An 18888-nucleotide genomic window follows, 5' to 3' on the forward strand; every position below is an offset into this window, starting at 1 on the left:
AAACTATGTTTTCTAGTATAATTGGAAAATAACGGAGGGGGATGCAAAATGAATATCATAGGAAATAGAATCCGATTGAGAGATTTTACAGAAGATGATTTCTCTTTCTATAATGAACTGGAGCAAAATCCGATCACACATCAGTACGAAAACAGTGCGCCGGATGACGCTGAAATCCAAGATGATTTTCAAAAAGCGATCTCTGAAGTCCATGACAATCCGCGAGAGCGTTATGAGCTGGCAATTAGTCTGAAGGATGATGGAACGCCTGTCGGCCGGATTAGCATTAAGCTAAATTGGTCTGAAATTAGAGAATGGGAGATCGGCTGGGCATTGCACCCGGACTTTTGGAAAAATGGTTATGCAACTGAGGCAGTTGAACTGCTGATTAGCTATGCATTCAGCGATCTGAACGCACACCGGGTTGTAGCGTATGCCAATACTGAAAATGCCGCATCTGAAAAGTTGATGATCCGAGTTGGAATGAAGCAGGACGGCGTGCTTAGAGAAGTCAGAATTTGCAAGGGTAAATGGTGCAATGAGTTTATTTACTCTGTACTTGAACAAGAATGGGACAAGTAAAAAATTGATACTGTGCAAGTGAATAGAGCCGTTATATACTAACTATTGGCAATAGAAAACGCTTACGACTATACATACTGGAGGATGCAATCATGACGACGATTTTATTCCAAGGTGATTCCATTACAGATGGTGCGAGAGGCCGCAGCGAAGATCCCAATCATTTGCTTGGACACAGCTATGCGTATTTGATTGGGGCAAAGCTTGGTTATGAGCTGGGCGAGAAGCAGCCTTTGTTCATTAACAGAGGGATTAGCGGCAACCGTGTCTCTGATTTATATGCCCGCTGGAACGAGGATGCCATTGCACTCAAGCCTGACGTGATCAGCATTCTGATCGGCGTCAATGACGCGTGGAGAACGATGAGCGGAGAGCCCTCCGGCATTACGGACCGTTTTGGTCGCGCTTACAAAGTGCTGCTCGAAGAGACTAGAGAGGTTATGCCGAATACGGGGCTGATTTTGCTGGAGCCTTTCATTCTAAAGACGGGTGCTACGGAGGAGAAATGGGAGGAATGGCAGCAGCTCATTGGGCTATATCAGAACATCACCAGAGAGCTGGCAGAACAATTCGGAGCGGTATTTGTTCCGCTTCAAGCTGCTTTTGACGAGGCGTGCACAAGTGCAGAAGCTGCTTACTGGATTTGGGACGGGGTACACCCGACAAGCGCCGGCCATCAGATTATTGCCGATCAGTGGCTGTCTGTTGTTCAGAACAGCAAGCTTGCTATTGGTTAATAAGGGATAAATTTAAGGGATAGGATGAGCAAAAAGATGGCCTCTGCAGTTTGCAGAAAGCCATCTTTTTCTATATCTATTCGGATGTCCCGGTCAATCGGCGCAGCCGGTATGCGTTCATTGCGGATTCATTAAGCTCATCGAGGATGGTGTAATTGGCCCAGGCTCCCGCTATTGCTCCAATTCCCGGTAACATCTGCAGCATTTTCCGGAAATCAATGGCGTCGCGGTACTCCTTCTGGAACGTCTCCCAATCCAAGTTGTTGGCGTATTGGGAATCGGAATAATACTGCTTCTTTTCCGTGTCCCAATGTTTAATCGAATACAAGAGCTTGGCACGTTGTTCCGGTCCGGAGAAGGCCAATTGAAACACTTTAAGTACAAATACCCGTTCGGAAAATTCATTCGTATCATATCCGTACCGATGCGCCAATTCAAACAAAAACTTCATTTTAATTGCAATCAAAGCGGGAAAGTCTACGGCATTAAGTAAAAGGCCGCCCGCCCCGGTGCCAGCGCCTTCGGCTACGGCGATTTTTTGATACAAGGAAAATACACGCTGCGCTTCCAGATCGGCGAGCTCGAGCTTTTCATATTGCAGGACAGAGCTTTGCGGCGTATATTCCGCGCCAAACAGCGCCGTACGCACGATTGATTTTACGGTGGTCGTAATGACAGTGTGTACCTTGGCTGGTATTATATCATTGATTTTCGTACCAATCGTCTTGGAGGTCTTCTCCAGCCATCCGGGCGATTTGAATAACTGGCGCTCCCAATCGGCAATTTCGCCCCGCACTTTTTGTTCATAATTCATGGTCGATGTCTCCTCTAACAAATCTCACTATATTGTACCGGAAATCACTGTCCTAGGGAACAAATATTGGCGACAGGACAGGCAGTTAAGGAAACGTTTGACAATGCGCTAAACCGTGAGACAATAAAGTGAATATTGAATCAAGGAGATCAACGGCGATGCAAATGAAAGACACTTTTCTGCCTAAAAATAAGCATGACATTGAAAGTGTGGAAGCACTGTCTGGATTGGAACGGTCATTGGTGCTTCCATTATTGCCGAAGCTGCTGGAATGGCTTCAGGATTTCAATTGGCCCATAGCATCAGGAATAGTTGATCTATTATCGAAGTACAAGAACGAAATCATTCCTCACATTGAAGAGATACTGTCGATGCATGACATGATCTGGTCTTACAACATCCTGACGTATTTGATCCAAGATTGGGATACCGAATATGTTTCAGTATTATCTTCGAGTCTGCGAGAATTGGCGCAAACGATGGATTATGACGAGGGTACTGACCTTCTCGCTATCGAAACATTGTGGAGTCATCGTCTTATAGAGAAAAACGTTGCTGCGGGACTATTAGCGGGGAAATTGAGTGAGATCGAAGAGGGTCTCCAGAGCTTTACATTAGAACAGAAAGCTGTGTTCTCTGATTTAGAGGATGAAAGGCTGCGATTACTGCATACAAATGTAGAGGGAATCGGTTCTTTCGTAGAGTTAAATAATGAAGTCTTGCACCAAAAGCATCATTATGAAAGATTGCTTCGACGTTATAAAGAAATTGAAGTATTGATAAACAGCATCGCTGATCCAGCATAGCTTTTTGGAGGAGGAATTTAATGTATAAATCCAAGTATGCAGTAAACGGACTAGTGTATATACATTATTTGGAGCCTGCAGATGGCTTTGATCTTTCCAAAACAGCTTTCGTTGTATGCCCTGGACTATCGGAAACCGCAGATGAATATCTCGATTTGCTTGAAGCTGTGAAGCCTCGAAGGAGCGTTATTCTCTCATTCAGGGGGCGGGGAAAAAGCGGGACACCTGTATCGGGATATGATCTCGACGAGCATATCTCAGATATTGAAGCCGTTGTGCAAAATGCCGGGCTGGAGCAATTTCATCTATTCAGTTACTCGCGGGGCGTGTCCTATGCATTAGGATATGCGCTAAAGCATCAGTCGAAAGTGAAATCCCTTATTCTCGGCGACTATCCGCCAGAACATAAAGCAATGGACAAGGATTGGCAGGATAATTACATTAATAATTATTTGATTCCATTCAACCGTACCGGGCAGATCAGGCCGGCAGCCGTTAGAGCGATACAAAGGGATTCACAGCAAATCGATTTGAAAGGGAGATTAGATATCCCCGTATTAGTGGCACGTGGGCTTCTTGAAGGTTCCCTAGTATCTGACTCAGATATCGCACGATATAACAGTATATGTCCGCAATTAATAGTTAAGGAATATGCGGCTTCGGATCATGATCTCAAAGGTCAGGACAAGAATTTGTTCTACAACGATATTGTTGCCTTTATTAACGGTATCGATTAATTCATTCTGCTAATTAAATTGTCATAATGGCGGTTAAATTGATAGTAACCGGATTGAACATAAAACGGCTGCAAATCATTTGCAGCCGTTTTATGTCTGCTTCGGATAGATAAGTGACAGCCACTTCGAAACAAAACTTGCATTACGTGCGTATAGATTAAACTAGTAGTGAGAATATACAAGAGCGGAAGGATGTCAGGCATGAGCGAATCCAATCAGGAGTACATCGTAATCACCGGTGCACGGGAGAACAATTTGAAGAACGTAGACTTGCGCATTCCGAAACGGAAAATTACGATTTTTACCGGGGTATCCGGATCTGGCAAGTCATCGATTGTCTTTGATACGGTCGCTGCGGAATCGACACGATTGCTGAATGAGAATTTCAGCATGTTTGTGCGCAATTTTTTGCCTCGTGTTCCTCAGCCGGATACCGATTCGATTGAGAATCTGAGCATGGCTGTAATTGTCGATCAGAAGCGGCTCGGCGGCGGATCTCATTCTACAATGGGCACAATTACCGATATTTCGCCGATTCTCCGTCTTCTGTTCTCCCGGACAGGCCAGCCTTATGTTGGACAAGCGCATATGTTTTCTTTTAACGATCCGCAAGGCATGTGTCCTGAGTGCAGCGGAATTGGCCGCAGACTAGGCATTGACATGGGCAAGGCGTTAGACAAATCTAAATCGCTGAATGAAGGGGCTATTCTGCTGCCGGATTATGCGGTCAACAGCATGGACTGGAATATGATTGTGGAGACAGGCGCCTTTGATCCGGACAAGAAGCTGGAGGACTACTCGGAAGAGGAAATGGAGGAGCTGCTGTACAGCAAGGCAAGGAAGGTTCAGATGCAGTTCGCAGGCAAAGCCGTTAATATTACGGTTGAAGGAATATTTGAGAAATTCACTAACAAGTATATCAAGCGTGATTTGAAAACGATGTCCGAGCGTACCCAACGTGCGGTTGCCCCGTTTATTTCCGAAGGATATTGCTCCAGCTGTCACGGTGCAAGGCTTAGTCAAGCTGCGCTTAGCTGTCGAATCAATGGACATAACATTGCGGAGCTTTCCTCAATGGAGGTGGGGCAGCTTATCCGTGTTATTCGGGAAATTGACAATCCTGTTGCTGCGCCAATCGTCAAGCCATTAACGGAGCGATTGCAGCATCTGGTCGATATCGGACTGGATTACTTGACGCTGGATCGTGAGACGGATACGTTATCCGGCGGCGAGTCGCAGCGCGTCAAGATGGTGAAGCATCTGAGCGGGAGTCTTGTGGATGTCACTTATATTTTCGACGAGCCTAGCGTGGGCCTGCATCTTCGTGATGTACACCGGTTGAATGAACTGCTGCAGAAGCTGCGAGACAAGGGCAATACCGTAATTGTTGTTGAGCATGATCCCGATGTCATCAAGCTGGCGGATCATATCGTCGACGTAGGGCCACATGCCGGCAGCCGCGGCGGTACGGTTGTCTATGAAGGAAGCTACGAGGGTCTGCTCGAATCCGGTACATTGACGGGCAACTACATGAAGCGGCCGCTTCAGCTCAAGCAGCATTGCAGGCAGCCATCCGGCAAACTGTCCATCAAGGATGCTCAGCTTCATAACCTGCGGAACGTCAGCGTCAATATTCCAACTGGAATATTGACTGTGGTTACGGGTGTAGCCGGCTCGGGAAAAAGCACGCTGATTAATGAAGTGTTTCTCAGTCAGTATCCCGATGCGATCGTCATTGATCAATCGGCGGTAGGCGTATCCACACGCTCTAACCCTGCAACTTATACAGGCATTATGGATGATGTGCGGAAGGCTTTTGCCTCAGCAAACAAGGTGAACCAAGGCTTGTTCAGCTTTAATTCCAAGGGAGCTTGCGAGAATTGCCAAGGGCTGGGTGTCGTGTATACAGACCTTGCTTTTCTAGAGAGCGTGAAGCTTCCATGCGAAGTATGCGGCGGCAAGCGGTTCAAGGAAGAAGTGCTTGCGTACAAGCTGGACGGCAAATCGATTGCAGATGTGCTGGAGATGACGGTGGAGCAGGCACTGGAGTTTTTCCAGCTGAAAGAAGTTGTGCGCAAGCTCCAAGCGATGAGTGATGTGGGACTGAACTATATTACTCTCGGGCAGCCGCTTAGTACGCTCTCTGGCGGGGAATGCCAGCGCATCAAGCTGGCGAGCGAGCTGCATAAGAAGGGCAGCATCTATGTGATGGACGAGCCGACGACTGGACTACACATGTCGGATATCGGACACCTTCTGGAAATTATGAATCGTCTCGTTGACGCCGGTAATACGGTGATCGTCATTGAGCACAATCTTGATGTGATCAGCCAAGCGGATTGGATCATCGATATGGGGCCGGATGGAGGCAGCAAGGGCGGACAAGTCGTGTTCGAGGGGACGCCGGGGCAGATTGTTCATGCAGAGGAATCGATTACGGGACAATATTTAAAGTAATTGTGGGATTAAAAAAATGGGATGAACGAAGAAGGGCTGCCGGAGAATCGGCAGCCTTGTTTTATTTTCGCCAAAACGTGGAACAGTCTTGCTTGTCCAAAAGATTAAATTCGATCATCCGCTCAAGTAAGGCGAAATCCATCGGACGATCCCAGCGGATACGCATTAACTCCTTGGTATGGTCATAGCCGGCTTGAACGATTTCTTCCGAAAAACGGTGGATTCCGGCCTCTTCCGGAGCAACTGCCATATGCTGCTTGGCAACGCTAAAGCCAATAATGAACGTGTCATGATCCGTAAACATCGGCTGGTTCCAGGCGATTTTGGGCATTAGATTAGGGAATCGGGTCTTTACCCAATTGAAAATTTCTTCCACACGGTCCCGGTGATCCGGGTTGTCGATACCTGCTAAAAACGGTTCAAAAACCTCCATCATATTCCTCCTAAAAGCTTCATTAACGTTAATCATATCAGGAGCCTCTTACGCAAACAACCTTAACTGTACAAGCAGGATTTTCGCCGCACTATATCGTGTTCATCTGCAGTTGAGGATATTTTTCTTGACAGCGAATCAAAGCTGTTTTATATTTAACTATGTTGTTAAATAACCGATTGGTTAAATAAAGAGGCGGAAAAATTGAATGAGGTTTCCCGATTACCTTCAGATCCCTCGAGGCTTAAAAATGTGTCATCCGAATTATTGAGAAAAGAAAGGAGGTTTATTATTTTACTTTCGGGGATGAAATGGCAGCGGGACATTAGGACTCATTCAATGAGGCAGGTTCAAAACCAAATTTAATTAAAGGCAGGTAATTTATCATGGCAACCGTGTTATACATTACAGCACACCCAGGTGTTCAAGAATCAGCTTCGTACAGTCTAAGCGTAGGGAAAGAATTTATTGAGAGCTACCGCTACGCAAATCCGAATGATGAGGTTGTTCATCTTGATCTATATAAAGCCGAAGTTCCACAGCTTGATGCCGATATTTTTAGCGGCTGGGGCAAGCTGGGAGCGGGAACAGCGTTTGCAGATTTGACCGACGCAGAGAAGGCAAAAGTAAGCCGTCTTGGTCAACTTGTTGATCAGTTTGTCGCCGCGGATAAATATGTATTTGTCAGTCCGATTTGGAACTTTTCTTACCCTCCTGTTCTGAAAGCCTATATCGATTCTATCTGCGTTGCAGGAAAAACCTTCAGATATACAGAAAAAGGCCCGATCGGATTGCTATCCGATAAAAAAGGGGTTCACATTCAAGCAAGCGGAAGCGTGCTGTCAGCCGGTTCCCAGTATGCGGAATCTGAAATGGGTCACCGCCATCTGAATTCCATTATGGAGTTTTTCGGCATTACTGATTTTGAAGGCATCTTTGTCGAAGGAATGGCTAAAGCTCCAGACCAAGCAGCAGAGATTAAAGAGAAGGCCATTCAACAAGCGCGTGAAGTTGCCGCAAGCTTCTAAGGATAGGACAAGCAAGAGCCAAGTGAGTTTCAGGGATTCTAATCCTGAGCCGCTTGGCTCTTTTTTCACGCCTCGTTTCCGGTTGCCATATAAGAATCTGTAGATGTAACTTCTTGACAACAGCAGACAATCTGCATAAACTTAAACATATGGTTAAATATGATGATGAACTCTTGGACGATGTGTTCCATGTGCTATCTGATCCGACGAGAAGAGAAATTCTTAAACAGCTGGCTGTCGGAGAAATGACGGTAATGAATTTAGCGAAACCTTTTGATATGTCATTGCCAGCCATCTCTAAACATCTTAAGGTGTTGGAAAAGGCTGGCTTAGTTTCGGTTCGGAAGGAAGGAACGTTCCGATATTATGGATTAAATCCAAAGACGGTGGACAGTGCGTTTGAGTGGCTGATGGAGCTTAGAAATTTCTGGACGTCACAATTGACCAGTCTGGAGCATTTTTTGGACAATCAACCAAAAGAAGAATAACGGAGGCACCTTCTGATGATAACGATGCTAAATGGAAAATACTTGCTTGAGCTTCATCACGTTTATAATGCGAGCAAGGAAAGAGTGTTTCTGGCTTGGACGAAAAAAGAGCAGTTAAGGCAATGGTGGGGGCTGACAGGCTTAACGACAACAGTTGAACTTATGGATGTAACAGTGGGTGGAAAATACCGGTTTCACATGGAGTCTCCTCATGGCAAGGTTTTTACTTTAGAAGGCCAATATGTCGAAATCGTTCAGAATGAAAAGCTGTCGTTTACCTGGAAATGGCTGAATGAAGGAGACGATGCTGAGGAGACACTTGCTACGATCAACTTTGTCGAAAAGGACAATAAGACTGAGCTCACTGTTACCCATACCGCTTTCTCCACCATGCAAATAGCGACAAGACATAACAATAACTGGAACACTTGTTTAGTAGACGGCTTGCTAAATTATATGAAATAAGGAATATACACAATTATCAATTAAAGTCACATTAATGTGGCTTTTTTATTTTGACGATGGGCTGTGGAAGGTTGATAAAATCATGAAGACAGTAGGAACGATAAAATTGTATTTCCTGACTGCCGATGAAGGTGGACAAAGCATAATTCCAAAGGACAACTTCTCAATACCCTTAGTCTTTGAAGAAGATAAGGAGCTGAAGAATGGCCTATGGAGTGCAAGAATTGAATTTCACATCACACCAAATATGGAAAGAGAAACAACCGCAGATTTGTATTTGCTATTCCACGACAATGAAGATGCACCGAATCATTTGATTAGATCAGGAATGAAATTTGAATTAATGACCAATAAGGTGATAGCTAGAGGGATTATTGAAACAATCCTCAATTAAGCTGCATCCTTCATGTATCGAAGATGTTCGGCAGATGGAATACATAATCGACAGCTGTTTTTATTATAGAAACGAGGTGAATACTAAAGCTGCTATTAAGCAATCAAGCTATGTTGACATGACACCAAATGGTGTCTTACAATAAAAAATGTCACCGATTGGTGTCTAATCATTAAACAACTATCAGCAGGCTTAGGAGAGGGTGTTGTGAGCCATAGCAACCAGCTGCGGGATGTGTTTGACGCGATTGCAGATCCAACTAGGCGCCGACTGATTCGACTGCTGGCAGAGACGGAAGAACTGCCGCTATATGAATTAACGCCACAGTTTGAAATGGGCCGTACAGCCGTATCCAAACATTTGACGGTTCTTAAAGAAGCCGGGTTAGTATATGACCGTAAAGTCGGCAGAGAAACGCGATATCGATTAAACGCCGCCCCGCTAAGTGAAGTTCAAGACTGGGTGGCTTTCTACAATAAGTTCTGGAGCACGAATATGCTGCGCTTAAATCAGCTATTAGAGGATGAACAATAATGAGTTTAACATTATCCTTGGATTTTCAATACACGACAACGATTGAGAAGCTGTGGTCTTACTTAACCGACTCCAGCAAGCTTGCGAAGTGGGTAGCCAATATTCATACTGGAGTGGCAATGGAAAATAACTTTGAGCCCGTAGTCGGCCATCAATTTCAATTCCGTACGCAGCCGAGCGAATATTGGAACGGCATTATTGAAGGCGAAGTGTTAATCGTGGAAGAGCCACATCGCTTGTCCTATACTTGGGCGGGCGGCGAGAAGCATACGATTACCTGGACGCTGCAGGATCTAGGAAACGGAAAAGTGAACCTTCATCTCGAACAAACCGGAATTTCCAGTGAGCCGGCACTTGGCGGGGCTAAATATGGCTGGACGAAATGGTGCGGCGAGCTAGAGAAGGTATTCGTATAAATCGGACAAGCAATAACGATAACTAGAGGGGAGTATCTGGATGGCAGCAGGTGTAAGAAATTCGAAGATTGATCCTTATTTTAAAAAGCTAAAAAACTGGAAAGAAGAGTTTGAGCTGTTGCGAGAAATCGTGCTGGATTGCGAGGTGACTGAGGATTTCAAGTGGATGCATCCTTGTTATACGTATGACAATAAGAACGTCGTTCTAATTCATGAATTTAAGGATTACTGCGCGCTTCTCTTTCACAAAGGGGTACTGCTCAAGGATCCTCACGGCATTCTCGTCCAACAAACGGAAAATGTTCAGGCAGCGCGCCAAATCCGGTTCACGAGCCTTCAGGCTATTGATGAAATGCAGCTTATTATCAAAGATTATATTGATGAAGCGATTGAAATCGAGAAAGCCGGCTTGAAGGTAGAGATGAAGAAAAATACGGAATATACCGTACCCGAAGAGCTGGACAATAAATTCGCTGAAATTCCCGACTTGAAAACGGCATTTGAAGCCTTGACGCCTGGGCGGCAAAGAGGATACCTTCTGTATTTCTCTTCAGCCAAGCAATCCAAAACCCGTGAGTCTAGAATCGAGAAGTACATTCCGCACATTCTGGACGGCAAGGGAATCGACGATAAATAGGCCGAAAGCCGAAATGGAGCTGTACAAAAAAAGGATTTTCCATCCGTCTTAACAGGAGACGAGAAGGAAGATCCTTTTTTGCTGTTGACAAATGGTCCATAAAATCAAATAATGATATTAGTAAACATAAATGTTTACTAAGTATAAAAAAGGAGGAGTACAAATGAAGAAATTATCATTTGTAGACATGATTTCCTTGCTGAAAGGTTCCCTTCCATAGAAGCAGTATTGCCTAAGCTTGCTCTCTCCGGCGGATTCGGTATACGCATTTTTTGCCGCCTTTGGTCAAACATTCCGGACGGCTGATATCTGCATCGAGCAAAGCTTCGAACAAACGCAATTCACATTGGCAGGCATGCTGATATTGATTAGCTAATTGCGAGATTGGGCAGTTATGCTCGGTCAGAACGTATTCGTCATCGCTGTTTTTTTGCAGCTCCGCCATGTAGCCGTTCTCGTTCTGGATGGCCGTAAGCGTGGCTAGCTTATCTTGAAAGTCTTTGTCACTCATTCTGCCTGAATATTTCTTATAAAGCGTTTCTTTGCGAAGCTCGAACAATCGCTCGACCATGCTTTCGCCTGATTCCTTAGCCAGCTCGTCTAGCAAGTCGAGGGCGACGGTGGAATATCGGTTAGGAAACAGCGCTTCGGCGCTTTCCGTTAAATGATATGCAGCAGTTGGCCTGCCCATCGGCAGCCGGACTAACCTCGACTCGATTAAGCCGTCACGCTCCAGAGCGTCGATATGTCGGCGGACGGCTATGGACGTAATATCCAGCCGCTCGGTAAGTTCTTTGGCAGTAAGTTCGTCATTTGTTTTTAACAAATGCAATATTGTATCACGGGTCGATAGATCGGCATTTGACTGCAAGGGGTCACCACCTTAATAAAAGTTACAGAGTGCAAGCGGAACATAGTAAATATAATCTATATAAAGTATTTTAACATAATACATCAGGTTGACAACCGCGGTTGAATTCATCAAGTATAGAAAATTCTATTAATTGTACAAAGTATGGGAGGCATCAGCATGATTAATATAAGCGATACAGCAGCAGATAAAATTACGGAAATGATAGCGGATATGGAATCCGATCGTTATTTTTTACGCGTAGGAGTGAGTGACGGGGGCTGCAGCGGTCTGTCGTATAGCATTCGCTTTGACGATACATTGGAAGAAGAGGATCAAATCATCGGCTGGGAGAAGTTCCAGGTGGTCATCAACTATGCGAGCGTGGAGTACCTTGAAGGCATACAAATCGATTACAAAGATATGGGAATGAGCGGAGGCTTTACGATTGACAATCCGAATGCTAAATTCTCTTGCGGCTGCGGAGCCAGCTTCCGAACGGCCACTTACCGGGGCAAATCGAAGAAATGCGACTGATCTTAAGGAGGACAACAGGATGAAGCTAATCGTTACGGATGCCGCAGTGGATTGTTTTCGGAAGGATTGGGGTTTTCGGGACGGTGACAATGTTCGCATATATGTCAGGTACAGCGGAGGCGGGGAGGATGCATTCGCATTGGGAATTATGAAAGACGATCCGCAGTACCCGGCGCTCTCGAATGAATATGGTCATCTTACCTTTTTCATTGAGGAAAATGATGTATGGCACTTGGATGGCCGTGACCTGTCAATCGATTGCCGCAATGAGGATATCACATTTGTCCGCGGTTGATGCAATTTATGGATATAACCGGCGGTATGGAGCTGCAGCGTTATGATGAATGATCGATATGAGCTGTTTAATAAGCTTTGTTTACGTCATATATCGTTATCGGAGCACAGCTCCTATGGGATTGGCGGAAATGCGGATTATTTCGCGATGCCGGCAACGGTGGAGCAGCTCGTCACTATTTTGGAAGTGAGCGCGTTGTATGGAATGGATCGTGTCGTGTTCGGCATGGGCTCGAATATGTTATTTCCGGATCAGCCGAAACAGGGGAAGCTGTATATCTCCTTGAAAAATATGACCGACATTACAGTTAATGATTCCCGCTGGTTCCTCACATCCGGCTTGCCGCTCTCCATGTTGTCCCTTGTTGGACTGATCACCGGCTCACCGGCGTTTCAGTTCACTTATTTGATGCCTGGCAGTCTGGGAGCGGGGATCTATATGAATGCGAAATATTACAAAGAGCAAGTAGGCGATAAGGTGGAATCGGTTTATTACATCGATCTCGCTGACCCGGCGTTGGCGGTGCAGCAAATTCGTGCCGATGAATGCGAGTTTGCTTATAAACAGTCGATTTTTCAGCATAAACCTTGGATAATAGTCGGGGCGGACATTAGGATACCTGAGCATGAAGAAGCGGCGATTGCGCACAATGGCGATATCAGCCGGCTATTAACGAACTATAAAAACTCGAATGGCAAGTTGTCTTCATTGTCAGCATTCTATTCGTTCTTCTCTAGTGAATTACGGGGGCTTCAGGATCGCCGGATGACTAGGATAGAAACTCCTGAAGCGATGCTGGAAATTGAGCGCTACCGTACAGCCAATAGGCACTTTACTTCTCTTTCTTGCGGCTCTTTCTTTAAAAACAATTATGCTGCAGATGCTTCAATCGGCGCTCTTGTTGAACGGCTGGGTCTAAAAGGTGTTGCCTATGGCGGGGCTATTATATCGCCTTATCATGGCAATATGATACTGAACGCCGCTCAGGCGACGGCTGCTGATATATTATACTTGAAGGATACTGTCTCGGATGCAATTTACCGGCAATATGGATTTATTCCGGAGCCGGAGGTGGTCGTACTGACCGAATGAATCCATTATAGATGAAACCTCCGCTTCGATGAGGAAGCGGAGGTTTATTTCTTTACAGGTGCGCACCATTTCCTTTGCCTACGTTGGAAAAATCCAACGTAGGGCCCCAAATCGCACCAATTCGAAAAATCCAACGTAGTGCCCCAAACCGCACCAATTCCCGTGCCTACGTTGGAAAAATCCAACGTAGAGCCGCAAACCGCACCAATTCCTTTGCCTACGTTGGAAAAATCCAACGTAGTGCCGCAAACCGCACCAATTCCCGTGCCTACGTTGGAAAAATCCAACGTAGGGCCCTAAATCGCACCAATTCCCGTGCCTACGTTGGAAAAATCCAACGTAGAGCCTCAAATCGCACCAATTCCCGTGCCTACGTTGGAAAAATCCAACGTAGGATCCCAAATCGCACCAATTCCCGTGCCTACGTTGGAAAAATCCAACGCAGAGCCGCAAACCTCACCAATTCCCGTGCCTACGTTGGATTTTTCCAACGTAGGGCCCTAAATCGCACCAATTCCCATGCCTAGTTCAAAAAGACTATATATCTTCATGAAATTCGATATAATAGGGAGTAATTAAAAATTGATGGGATTTGTGGATAGATGGCGAGGAAGAGAAGAAAGAAGCAACAGGCTGATCCAGTTCAAGCACTTGTAGTTTTATTAATGCTAGGCTCGTTTTTTGGTATGTTTAAATGGACGCAATCATTAATTGGCGCCGCGATTGCTGCAGGTTGTATTTTAGGAATATACGCCGCAATTGTCATCCTATACAATCAGAAACAAACGGAACGATTAAAGAGATCCGGCATTAAGGAAATAGATGAGATGGAGGGGCGCCGGTTCGAGATTTACTTGGGACATCTCTTTCGAATGCATAACTACGATGTGGAGGTAACCCAAGCAACAGGTGATTTTGGCGCGGATCTTGTTATCAAAAAAGGCAGTAAGAAGATTGTAGTACAAGCGAAGAGGTACGGGAAAAACGTTGGGCTGAAGGCTGTGCAAGAGATTCGTGCTGCATTGGATCATTATGGTGCAGCAGAGGCTTGGGTGGTGACCAACCGGGATTATACCGAACAAGCCTACGCTCTGGCAAATTCAAATGGCGTCCGATTAATTAATAGAGAGCAATTAATTGCACTGATTCTCGCGGTGAATCCAGCGAATAAGAGTAGCGGGCAGCATACGACTCCAATAGAGCAGGTAATGCCCTCGACACAAATTGCCACTTCGATCGAAGAGCCGGATGATCTCGAATGCCCGAAATGCGGTTATTTACTTGTCAAAAGAAGCAGCAAGCGCGGCGAATTCTACGGCTGTTCGAATTTTCCGAAGTGCCGGCACACTCGAACAATGAATGAAACAGCTGAGATTGTTTGAGGAGTCAGCCATTTTCAAGAGAAATATATACTTGAATAATCAACCTGATGATGGATTTAACTGCTCACATGAATTGGACACGATATAGCAGAATTATTTATAATACAAAGCGAGTGCTGTTCTAGCGCTAACGAATAATATAAGCTTAACGGAGCACTCGAATGGACAAGCTTAGAGCATTTTAAACGAAAAGCGAGGGAACGCGTTATGTCTTTAATAGAGTTTGGGATTGTAGGCAGAGGCTGGAGAGCTGATTTTTATTTGCGGATTGCGAAATTACTGCCTCACCGTTTTGCCGTTCGGGCGATGTTAGTCCGTGATGAGGAAAAAGGCAGGGAGATCGAAGAGGAGTGGGGTGTAAAAACCTACCGCGATATGGACTCGTTCGTCGCAAGCGGCCCTCTAATGTTCGCGGTCGTGTCCGTTCCTTGGGAAGCGATGCCTGACTGCACATTGGAATTGGCCGAACGGAATATCCCCGTTTTGACCGAAACACCGCCTGCGAGCGACATTCCAGGCATGATTGCCTTGTATGAGTCCGTGCGTAAACTGAATGGACGTGTACAGGTAGCGGAACAATATTTGTATCAACCGATGCATGCTGCACGTATTGCTTTCGTGAATTCGGGCAAGCTGGGAGACGTTTCTCAGGTGCAAGTATCGGCCGCTCACGGCTATCATGGCATTAGTTTAATCCGGAAAATGTTAGGCATTCAATTCGAGAACGCCGTCATTCAAGGACAAAGATTTACATCAAAAATCGTACAAGGCCCAGGGCGTTATGGACCTCCTGAAACTGAAGCGATTGATGATTCCGTACAAGATATTGCAACTCTTCGATTTGGCAATAAGCTGGCATTGTTTGATTTTACAGGAGACCAATATTTCTCTTGGATTCGCCGCAATCGTATTCTCGTTCGCGGAAGCCATGGAGAGGTAACCGATGAAACGTATCGATACTTGAAGGATTACAAGACTCCAATATCCGGACAATTCCGAAGAGTCGATACCGGCCATAACGGTAACTTGGAGGGGTATTATCACCAAGGAATTACAGCTAATGATGAGTGGGTGTACGAGAATCCGTTCATTCCAGGGCGTTTAACTGATGATGAGATCGCGATTGCGACGAGTTTGAGCAAGATGGCGGACTATGTACAGGGCGGCTCTCCATGCTATGCGTTGGAAGAAGCGATGCAGGATCATTATTTGTCGATCATGATGCTGTCGGCCATCGAATCTGGCGAGGAACTGACGACAACAACTCAGCCTTGGGCGCTGTAATACGAAACGATATCGCGAGTAGAACAATTTAATTTATTCCTCTAAATAAACTAAAACAGGCTGATGGATGTATACTTCCATCGGCTTTTTTGCATGGATAGCGGAATTTATTACGAACTATCAAAAAAATCATAAATATTATCTATCATTATCATGAGAAAAATGATATTGATCAATAATTCTGAATCTCATACAATGAGGCATCGGCCGAGAGTTGAAATGGGTTACACATTTTTTTAAGCGAGATTCCTTACACAATAATATGAAAGTGGTGACCGTCCATGCAAACCATGGCTGCCTTACAACAACAAAAAACAACTAGTTCCATTCAATTTTTGCCTGTTAACTTATTTGCATCCGTTATGGGGATTGCAGGTCTGTCTCTGGCTTGGAGGGAAGCAAGCAAATTATTTGGTACTTCCATGCTCATAGCCGATATCAGTGGGATTGTTGCAATCATGATATTTATCGCTTTAAGCATAGGCTATATTGCAAAATGGGTCTTCTATCCGCAGAAAGTTAAAGATGAATTTAAGCATCCTATCTTGGGCAATTTTTTCGGGACAATTGCGATTGCCATGCTTTTGCTCTCCTCGGTAATCAGCAGCTACAGTCGAATATCCGGGCAAATCATTTGGATTATTGCAACAGCAGCGGCAATAGCACTTAGCTTTGTTTTCGTTAGTCGTCTATTGAACGGGAATCATGATCCGGGTAACGCCGTTCCAGCTTTGCTTATTCCCGTGGTAGGGACGATAGATATTGCGGTTGCAGGCGGCACCATGCCGTTTCCATGGGCGCATGAAATTAATTTATTGTCTCTTGCCATTGGCGGAATTGTGGCTGTCGTATTCTTCACCTTAATTTTATCCAGGTTGATTCACTCTGCACCGCTGCCGCCAGCATTAATGCCTTCGATGATGATTCTGATTGCACCGTTTGAGGTGGGCTTTCTTGGCTACACAAATTTCCAGCAGCGAATTGATTCGTTTGCGTCCATCTTGTTTTACTTCGGTTTGTTCTTGTTCGTTATCTTGTTCTTCAAAGTATTCAAAAAGTCTATTCCGTTTGGCGCCTCTTGGTGGGGTGTTAGCTTTCCGATAGCTGCTCTCAGCAATGCCGCTTTAAAATATGCGATGTTCGTACATTCATGGCTGTTCACCGTGTTATCTGCCGTCATTCTAATATTTTTGAGTGTTGTTTTGGCTGTTCTCTTTGTACGTACGATAAACATGCTGGTTAAAGGAAGCTTGCTTAAAGGTTAGATTGGACAAGACTTATTGGGTAAGGTCGCGTAAATCGCGGCTTTTTTCTATTTTGTAGGAACAAGCTCTCGTCGTATGCTCAGTTAAAGGTGCGATAGGATAACAGGAAAAAGGAATGTAAGATATAATAAATAGAGGAAGCTAGGTAGTAAGCAATTGGCAAGCAATTGTACGATTTGCGGAAAAGGAACGATTAAGGACATGCACATTGTATTTGAAGATCAAAAGATTTACTTTCATGTTCAGTACGGAGCGGGGAAAAAGGTTTCGATTCAAATGGACCCATCGGGATTAATAACCGTTAAAGCGCCAAATGGCACGAAAGATGAACAGTTGATGCAACTGGTAGAGCGTTATGGCAAGCAGATACTTGCACGAAGGCATGCTCTGGAGGCGGCGCAGACTGTTACCTCAACTAAGGATTACGAGGGAACAGGGAAATTCATGTACTTGGGCAAATATTATCCGCTAAATGAGTTAATTGAGACAGATGTGGCAGATAAAGAAGAGGAGCTAAAGCATAGGCTTAAACGGTTTTATTTTACCAGCTGTAAAAAGATCGTCGGCGAACGAATCAAAGTTTATCAGGAGCAGCTAAAAGTGAGGCCAAAATCATTCGAAATCGTTGAGTCGCTTACGAAATGGGGGAGCTGCAGCTCGAATCGGAATCTCACGTTCAACTATTTGCTGGCGATGGCTCCGCTCGATGTGATCGATTATGTGGTCGTTCATGAGCTAGTTCATCTGCTTCATATGAATCATGACCGTTCGTTCTGGCGCCGTGTCGGCAGCATTATGCCTGACTACGAGGAGAAGGAGCAATATTTGGCGAGGCACGCACAAGCGATGACGCTGTGATTGCAGACAATTGCGACTGATGATTTCTTTTTATTGGGGGGAATCTGCATGAAGATTGGTGTTATTGGCGATTTTAATCCAGTCTACCTCTCACAGCAAACAACGAATGATGCATTAGATCATTCTATTCATAAGACTGGTGCTCAGATTGGATATGACTGGATTCCAACGGTGACCATTGCTGAACAGCTAGATGCGATTAAAAGCAACTATCAGGGGTTTTGGATAGCTCCTGGTATCCCTGAATCTGCAGTTGGAGTCTTGCAAATTATTAGGTATGCCCGCGAGAACAATGTTCCGCTAATAGGAACTTGCGGCGGATTTCAACATATTATTTTGGAGTTTGCTAAAAACAAATTAATGCTTGAGGATGCGGAACACGAGGAAATAAACCCTGATGCCTCCAATCCTGTTGTTAGTAAACTTGTTTGTTCACTGGTTGGTCAGACAGGTGAGGTGTTTATAAAGCAGTCATCATTCGTTTCTACCCTCTACCGAGGGACAGCTGTCATTGAGCAGTTTAGGTGCAGCTACGGGCTAAATCCGGATTTTGAAGCAGCAATTGATGAAGCAGGTTTAACAATTGTGGGAACTGATGCTGAAGGCCGGCCAAGAATTGTTGAGTTAACGGGGCATCCTTTTTTTGTCGGCACGTTGTTTGTTCCTCAATTGAGTTCCACGCTGGAGCATCCGCATTGTCTAATAAATGCATTTATTAAACAAATGATATCGACCTAAAATCTATGCGAACAAGTAGTTAGCTTACGATCTACTTCGATATACCTGTTTGGTATTTG

Annotated in this window: 23 protein-coding genes; 20 read left to right on the forward strand and 3 right to left on the reverse strand. The window is 45.0% G+C overall.

Annotated elements, in window-relative coordinates; translation table 11 throughout:
* Positions 1-48: 48 nt before the first annotated feature.
* Complete coding sequence (locus ACFVVF_RS02550) at positions 49-582, forward strand: GNAT family N-acetyltransferase (RefSeq protein ID WP_387805092.1); 534 nt, start codon at positions 49-51, stop codon at positions 580-582.
* Between the two features lie 92 nt (positions 583-674).
* Positions 675-1319 carry an SGNH/GDSL hydrolase family protein gene (locus tag ACFVVF_RS02555; RefSeq protein ID WP_387805094.1) on the forward strand — a complete coding sequence of 215 codons (645 nt, stop codon included), beginning with the start codon at positions 675-677 and terminating at the stop codon, positions 1317-1319.
* A 76-nt stretch (positions 1320-1395) separates the two neighbouring features.
* Here ACFVVF_RS02555 and ACFVVF_RS02560 read toward each other — a convergent pair whose 3' ends face one another.
* Positions 1396-2133 (reverse strand): EcsC family protein, encoded by a 738-nt coding sequence (locus ACFVVF_RS02560; protein WP_387805096.1) that lies wholly within the window; start codon positions 2131-2133, stop codon positions 1396-1398.
* Between the two features lie 158 nt (positions 2134-2291).
* Between ACFVVF_RS02560 and ACFVVF_RS02565 the strand changes: the two genes are divergently transcribed.
* From ACFVVF_RS02565 to ACFVVF_RS02575, 3 genes are all read left to right on the forward strand, one after another.
* Positions 2292-2939 carry a DUF5071 domain-containing protein gene (locus ACFVVF_RS02565; protein WP_387805098.1) on the forward strand — a complete coding sequence of 216 codons (648 nt, stop codon included), beginning with the start codon at positions 2292-2294 and terminating at the stop codon, positions 2937-2939.
* Positions 2940-2959: 20 nt separating this feature from the next.
* Positions 2960-3676: an alpha/beta fold hydrolase gene (locus ACFVVF_RS02570; protein WP_387805099.1), complete on the forward strand. Its 717-nt coding sequence runs from the start codon at positions 2960-2962 to the stop codon at positions 3674-3676.
* A gap of 201 nt (positions 3677-3877) precedes the next feature.
* Complete coding sequence (locus ACFVVF_RS02575) at positions 3878-6133, forward strand: ATP-binding cassette domain-containing protein (protein WP_387805101.1); 2256 nt, start codon at positions 3878-3880, stop codon at positions 6131-6133.
* A 61-nt stretch (positions 6134-6194) separates the two neighbouring features.
* On the opposite strand, the gene ACFVVF_RS02580 is transcribed toward ACFVVF_RS02575, so the two are convergent.
* On the reverse strand, positions 6195-6566 hold the full coding sequence (locus ACFVVF_RS02580) for an iron chaperone (RefSeq protein WP_387808768.1): 372 nt from the start codon (positions 6564-6566) through the stop codon (positions 6195-6197).
* Positions 6567-6952: 386 nt separating this feature from the next.
* On the opposite strand from ACFVVF_RS02580, the gene ACFVVF_RS02585 reads away from it, so the two are divergent.
* The 7 genes from ACFVVF_RS02585 to ACFVVF_RS02615 all read left to right on the forward strand — a co-directional run bounded on the left by ACFVVF_RS02585 (position 6953) and on the right by ACFVVF_RS02615 (position 10528).
* Positions 6953-7594 carry an FMN-dependent NADH-azoreductase gene (locus tag ACFVVF_RS02585; RefSeq protein WP_387805103.1) on the forward strand — a complete coding sequence of 214 codons (642 nt, stop codon included), beginning with the start codon at positions 6953-6955 and terminating at the stop codon, positions 7592-7594.
* A 149-nt stretch (positions 7595-7743) separates the two neighbouring features.
* Positions 7744-8082: an ArsR/SmtB family transcription factor gene (locus ACFVVF_RS02590; protein WP_387805105.1), complete on the forward strand. Its 339-nt coding sequence runs from the start codon at positions 7744-7746 to the stop codon at positions 8080-8082.
* 15 nt (positions 8083-8097) lie between these two features.
* Positions 8098-8547: an SRPBCC family protein gene (locus ACFVVF_RS02595; protein WP_387805107.1), complete on the forward strand. Its 450-nt coding sequence runs from the start codon at positions 8098-8100 to the stop codon at positions 8545-8547.
* Positions 8548-8629: 82 nt separating this feature from the next.
* Positions 8630-8941, forward strand: coding sequence for a hypothetical protein (locus ACFVVF_RS02600; protein ID WP_387805109.1), 312 nt, complete (start codon positions 8630-8632; stop codon positions 8939-8941).
* Positions 8942-9148: 207 nt separating this feature from the next.
* On the forward strand, positions 9149-9475 hold the full coding sequence (locus tag ACFVVF_RS02605; protein WP_387805111.1) for an ArsR/SmtB family transcription factor: 327 nt from the start codon (positions 9149-9151) through the stop codon (positions 9473-9475).
* Entirely contained in the window at positions 9475-9891 is a 417-nt protein-coding gene (locus ACFVVF_RS02610) for an SRPBCC family protein (protein WP_387805113.1), read from the forward strand. The genes ACFVVF_RS02605 and ACFVVF_RS02610 overlap by 1 nt, the downstream gene beginning before the upstream one ends.
* Before the next feature lie 40 nt (positions 9892-9931).
* Entirely contained in the window at positions 9932-10528 is a 597-nt protein-coding gene (locus ACFVVF_RS02615) for a YdeI/OmpD-associated family protein (RefSeq protein WP_387805115.1), read from the forward strand.
* A 232-nt stretch (positions 10529-10760) separates the two neighbouring features.
* Here the strand turns inward: ACFVVF_RS02615 and ACFVVF_RS02620 are convergent, their stop codons facing one another.
* Complete coding sequence (locus tag ACFVVF_RS02620; RefSeq protein WP_387805117.1) at positions 10761-11399, reverse strand: helix-turn-helix transcriptional regulator; 639 nt, start codon at positions 11397-11399, stop codon at positions 10761-10763.
* 159 nt (positions 11400-11558) lie between these two features.
* Between ACFVVF_RS02620 and ACFVVF_RS02625 the strand changes: the two genes are divergently transcribed.
* The 8 genes from ACFVVF_RS02625 to ACFVVF_RS02660 all read left to right on the forward strand — a co-directional run bounded on the left by ACFVVF_RS02625 (position 11559) and on the right by ACFVVF_RS02660 (position 18829).
* On the forward strand, positions 11559-11915 hold the full coding sequence (locus tag ACFVVF_RS02625) for a HesB/IscA family protein (RefSeq protein WP_387805119.1): 357 nt from the start codon (positions 11559-11561) through the stop codon (positions 11913-11915).
* 19 nt (positions 11916-11934) lie between these two features.
* Positions 11935-12210: a HesB/YadR/YfhF family protein gene (locus ACFVVF_RS02630; RefSeq protein ID WP_387805121.1), complete on the forward strand. Its 276-nt coding sequence runs from the start codon at positions 11935-11937 to the stop codon at positions 12208-12210.
* 42 nt (positions 12211-12252) lie between these two features.
* Complete coding sequence (locus ACFVVF_RS02635; protein ID WP_387805123.1) at positions 12253-13302, forward strand: UDP-N-acetylmuramate dehydrogenase; 1050 nt, start codon at positions 12253-12255, stop codon at positions 13300-13302.
* A gap of 602 nt (positions 13303-13904) precedes the next feature.
* The gene (locus tag ACFVVF_RS02640; RefSeq protein ID WP_387805125.1) at positions 13905-14684 is read left to right on the forward strand and encodes a restriction endonuclease; all 780 of its coding nucleotides are present in this window, start codon (positions 13905-13907) and stop codon (positions 14682-14684) included.
* A gap of 207 nt (positions 14685-14891) precedes the next feature.
* Positions 14892-15968, forward strand: coding sequence for a Gfo/Idh/MocA family protein (locus tag ACFVVF_RS02645; protein ID WP_387805127.1), 1077 nt, complete (start codon positions 14892-14894; stop codon positions 15966-15968).
* Between the two features lie 281 nt (positions 15969-16249).
* On the forward strand, positions 16250-17233 hold the full coding sequence (locus ACFVVF_RS02650; protein ID WP_387805129.1) for an SLAC1 anion channel family protein: 984 nt from the start codon (positions 16250-16252) through the stop codon (positions 17231-17233).
* 201 nt (positions 17234-17434) lie between these two features.
* Entirely contained in the window at positions 17435-18091 is a 657-nt protein-coding gene (locus tag ACFVVF_RS02655) for a M48 family metallopeptidase (protein WP_387808770.1), read from the forward strand.
* 48 nt (positions 18092-18139) lie between these two features.
* Positions 18140-18829, forward strand: coding sequence for a CTP synthase C-terminal region-related (seleno)protein (locus tag ACFVVF_RS02660; RefSeq protein ID WP_387805134.1), 690 nt, complete (start codon positions 18140-18142; stop codon positions 18827-18829).
* Positions 18830-18888: the final 59 nt, after the last annotated feature.

Origin of the sequence: Paenibacillus sp. NPDC058174 (genome assembly GCF_042883865.1) — a bacterium.
Taxonomy (GTDB): Bacteria; Bacillota; Bacilli; order Paenibacillales; family Paenibacillaceae; genus Pristimantibacillus.

Coding starts and splice junctions, on each gene's coding strand:
- ACFVVF_RS02655 (WP_387808770.1), top strand. CDS start 17,435: ATGCACATTGTATTTGAAGATCAAAAGATTTACTTTCATGTTCAGTAC.
- ACFVVF_RS02575 (WP_387805101.1), top strand. CDS start 3,878: ATGAGCGAATCCAATCAGGAGTACATCGTAATCACCGGTGCACGGGAG.
- ACFVVF_RS02570 (WP_387805099.1), top strand. CDS start 2,960: ATGTATAAATCCAAGTATGCAGTAAACGGACTAGTGTATATACATTAT.
- ACFVVF_RS02635 (WP_387805123.1), top strand. CDS start 12,253: ATGATGAATGATCGATATGAGCTGTTTAATAAGCTTTGTTTACGTCAT.
- ACFVVF_RS02550 (WP_387805092.1), top strand. CDS start 49: ATGAATATCATAGGAAATAGAATCCGATTGAGAGATTTTACAGAAGAT.
- ACFVVF_RS02610 (WP_387805113.1), top strand. CDS start 9,475: ATGAGTTTAACATTATCCTTGGATTTTCAATACACGACAACGATTGAG.
- ACFVVF_RS02585 (WP_387805103.1), top strand. CDS start 6,953: ATGGCAACCGTGTTATACATTACAGCACACCCAGGTGTTCAAGAATCA.
- ACFVVF_RS02600 (WP_387805109.1), top strand. CDS start 8,630: ATGAAGACAGTAGGAACGATAAAATTGTATTTCCTGACTGCCGATGAA.
- ACFVVF_RS02590 (WP_387805105.1), top strand. CDS start 7,744: ATGGTTAAATATGATGATGAACTCTTGGACGATGTGTTCCATGTGCTA.
- ACFVVF_RS02625 (WP_387805119.1), top strand. CDS start 11,559: ATGATTAATATAAGCGATACAGCAGCAGATAAAATTACGGAAATGATA.
- ACFVVF_RS02555 (WP_387805094.1), top strand. CDS start 675: ATGACGACGATTTTATTCCAAGGTGATTCCATTACAGATGGTGCGAGA.
- ACFVVF_RS02650 (WP_387805129.1), top strand. CDS start 16,250: ATGCAAACCATGGCTGCCTTACAACAACAAAAAACAACTAGTTCCATT.
- ACFVVF_RS02660 (WP_387805134.1), top strand. CDS start 18,140: ATGAAGATTGGTGTTATTGGCGATTTTAATCCAGTCTACCTCTCACAG.
- ACFVVF_RS02595 (WP_387805107.1), top strand. CDS start 8,098: ATGATAACGATGCTAAATGGAAAATACTTGCTTGAGCTTCATCACGTT.
- ACFVVF_RS02615 (WP_387805115.1), top strand. CDS start 9,932: ATGGCAGCAGGTGTAAGAAATTCGAAGATTGATCCTTATTTTAAAAAG.
- ACFVVF_RS02630 (WP_387805121.1), top strand. CDS start 11,935: ATGAAGCTAATCGTTACGGATGCCGCAGTGGATTGTTTTCGGAAGGAT.
- ACFVVF_RS02645 (WP_387805127.1), top strand. CDS start 14,892: ATGTCTTTAATAGAGTTTGGGATTGTAGGCAGAGGCTGGAGAGCTGAT.
- ACFVVF_RS02640 (WP_387805125.1), top strand. CDS start 13,905: ATGGCGAGGAAGAGAAGAAAGAAGCAACAGGCTGATCCAGTTCAAGCA.
- ACFVVF_RS02560 (WP_387805096.1), bottom strand. CDS start 2,133: ATGAATTATGAACAAAAAGTGCGGGGCGAAATTGCCGATTGGGAGCGC.
- ACFVVF_RS02565 (WP_387805098.1), top strand. CDS start 2,292: ATGCAAATGAAAGACACTTTTCTGCCTAAAAATAAGCATGACATTGAA.
- ACFVVF_RS02580 (WP_387808768.1), bottom strand. CDS start 6,566: ATGGAGGTTTTTGAACCGTTTTTAGCAGGTATCGACAACCCGGATCAC.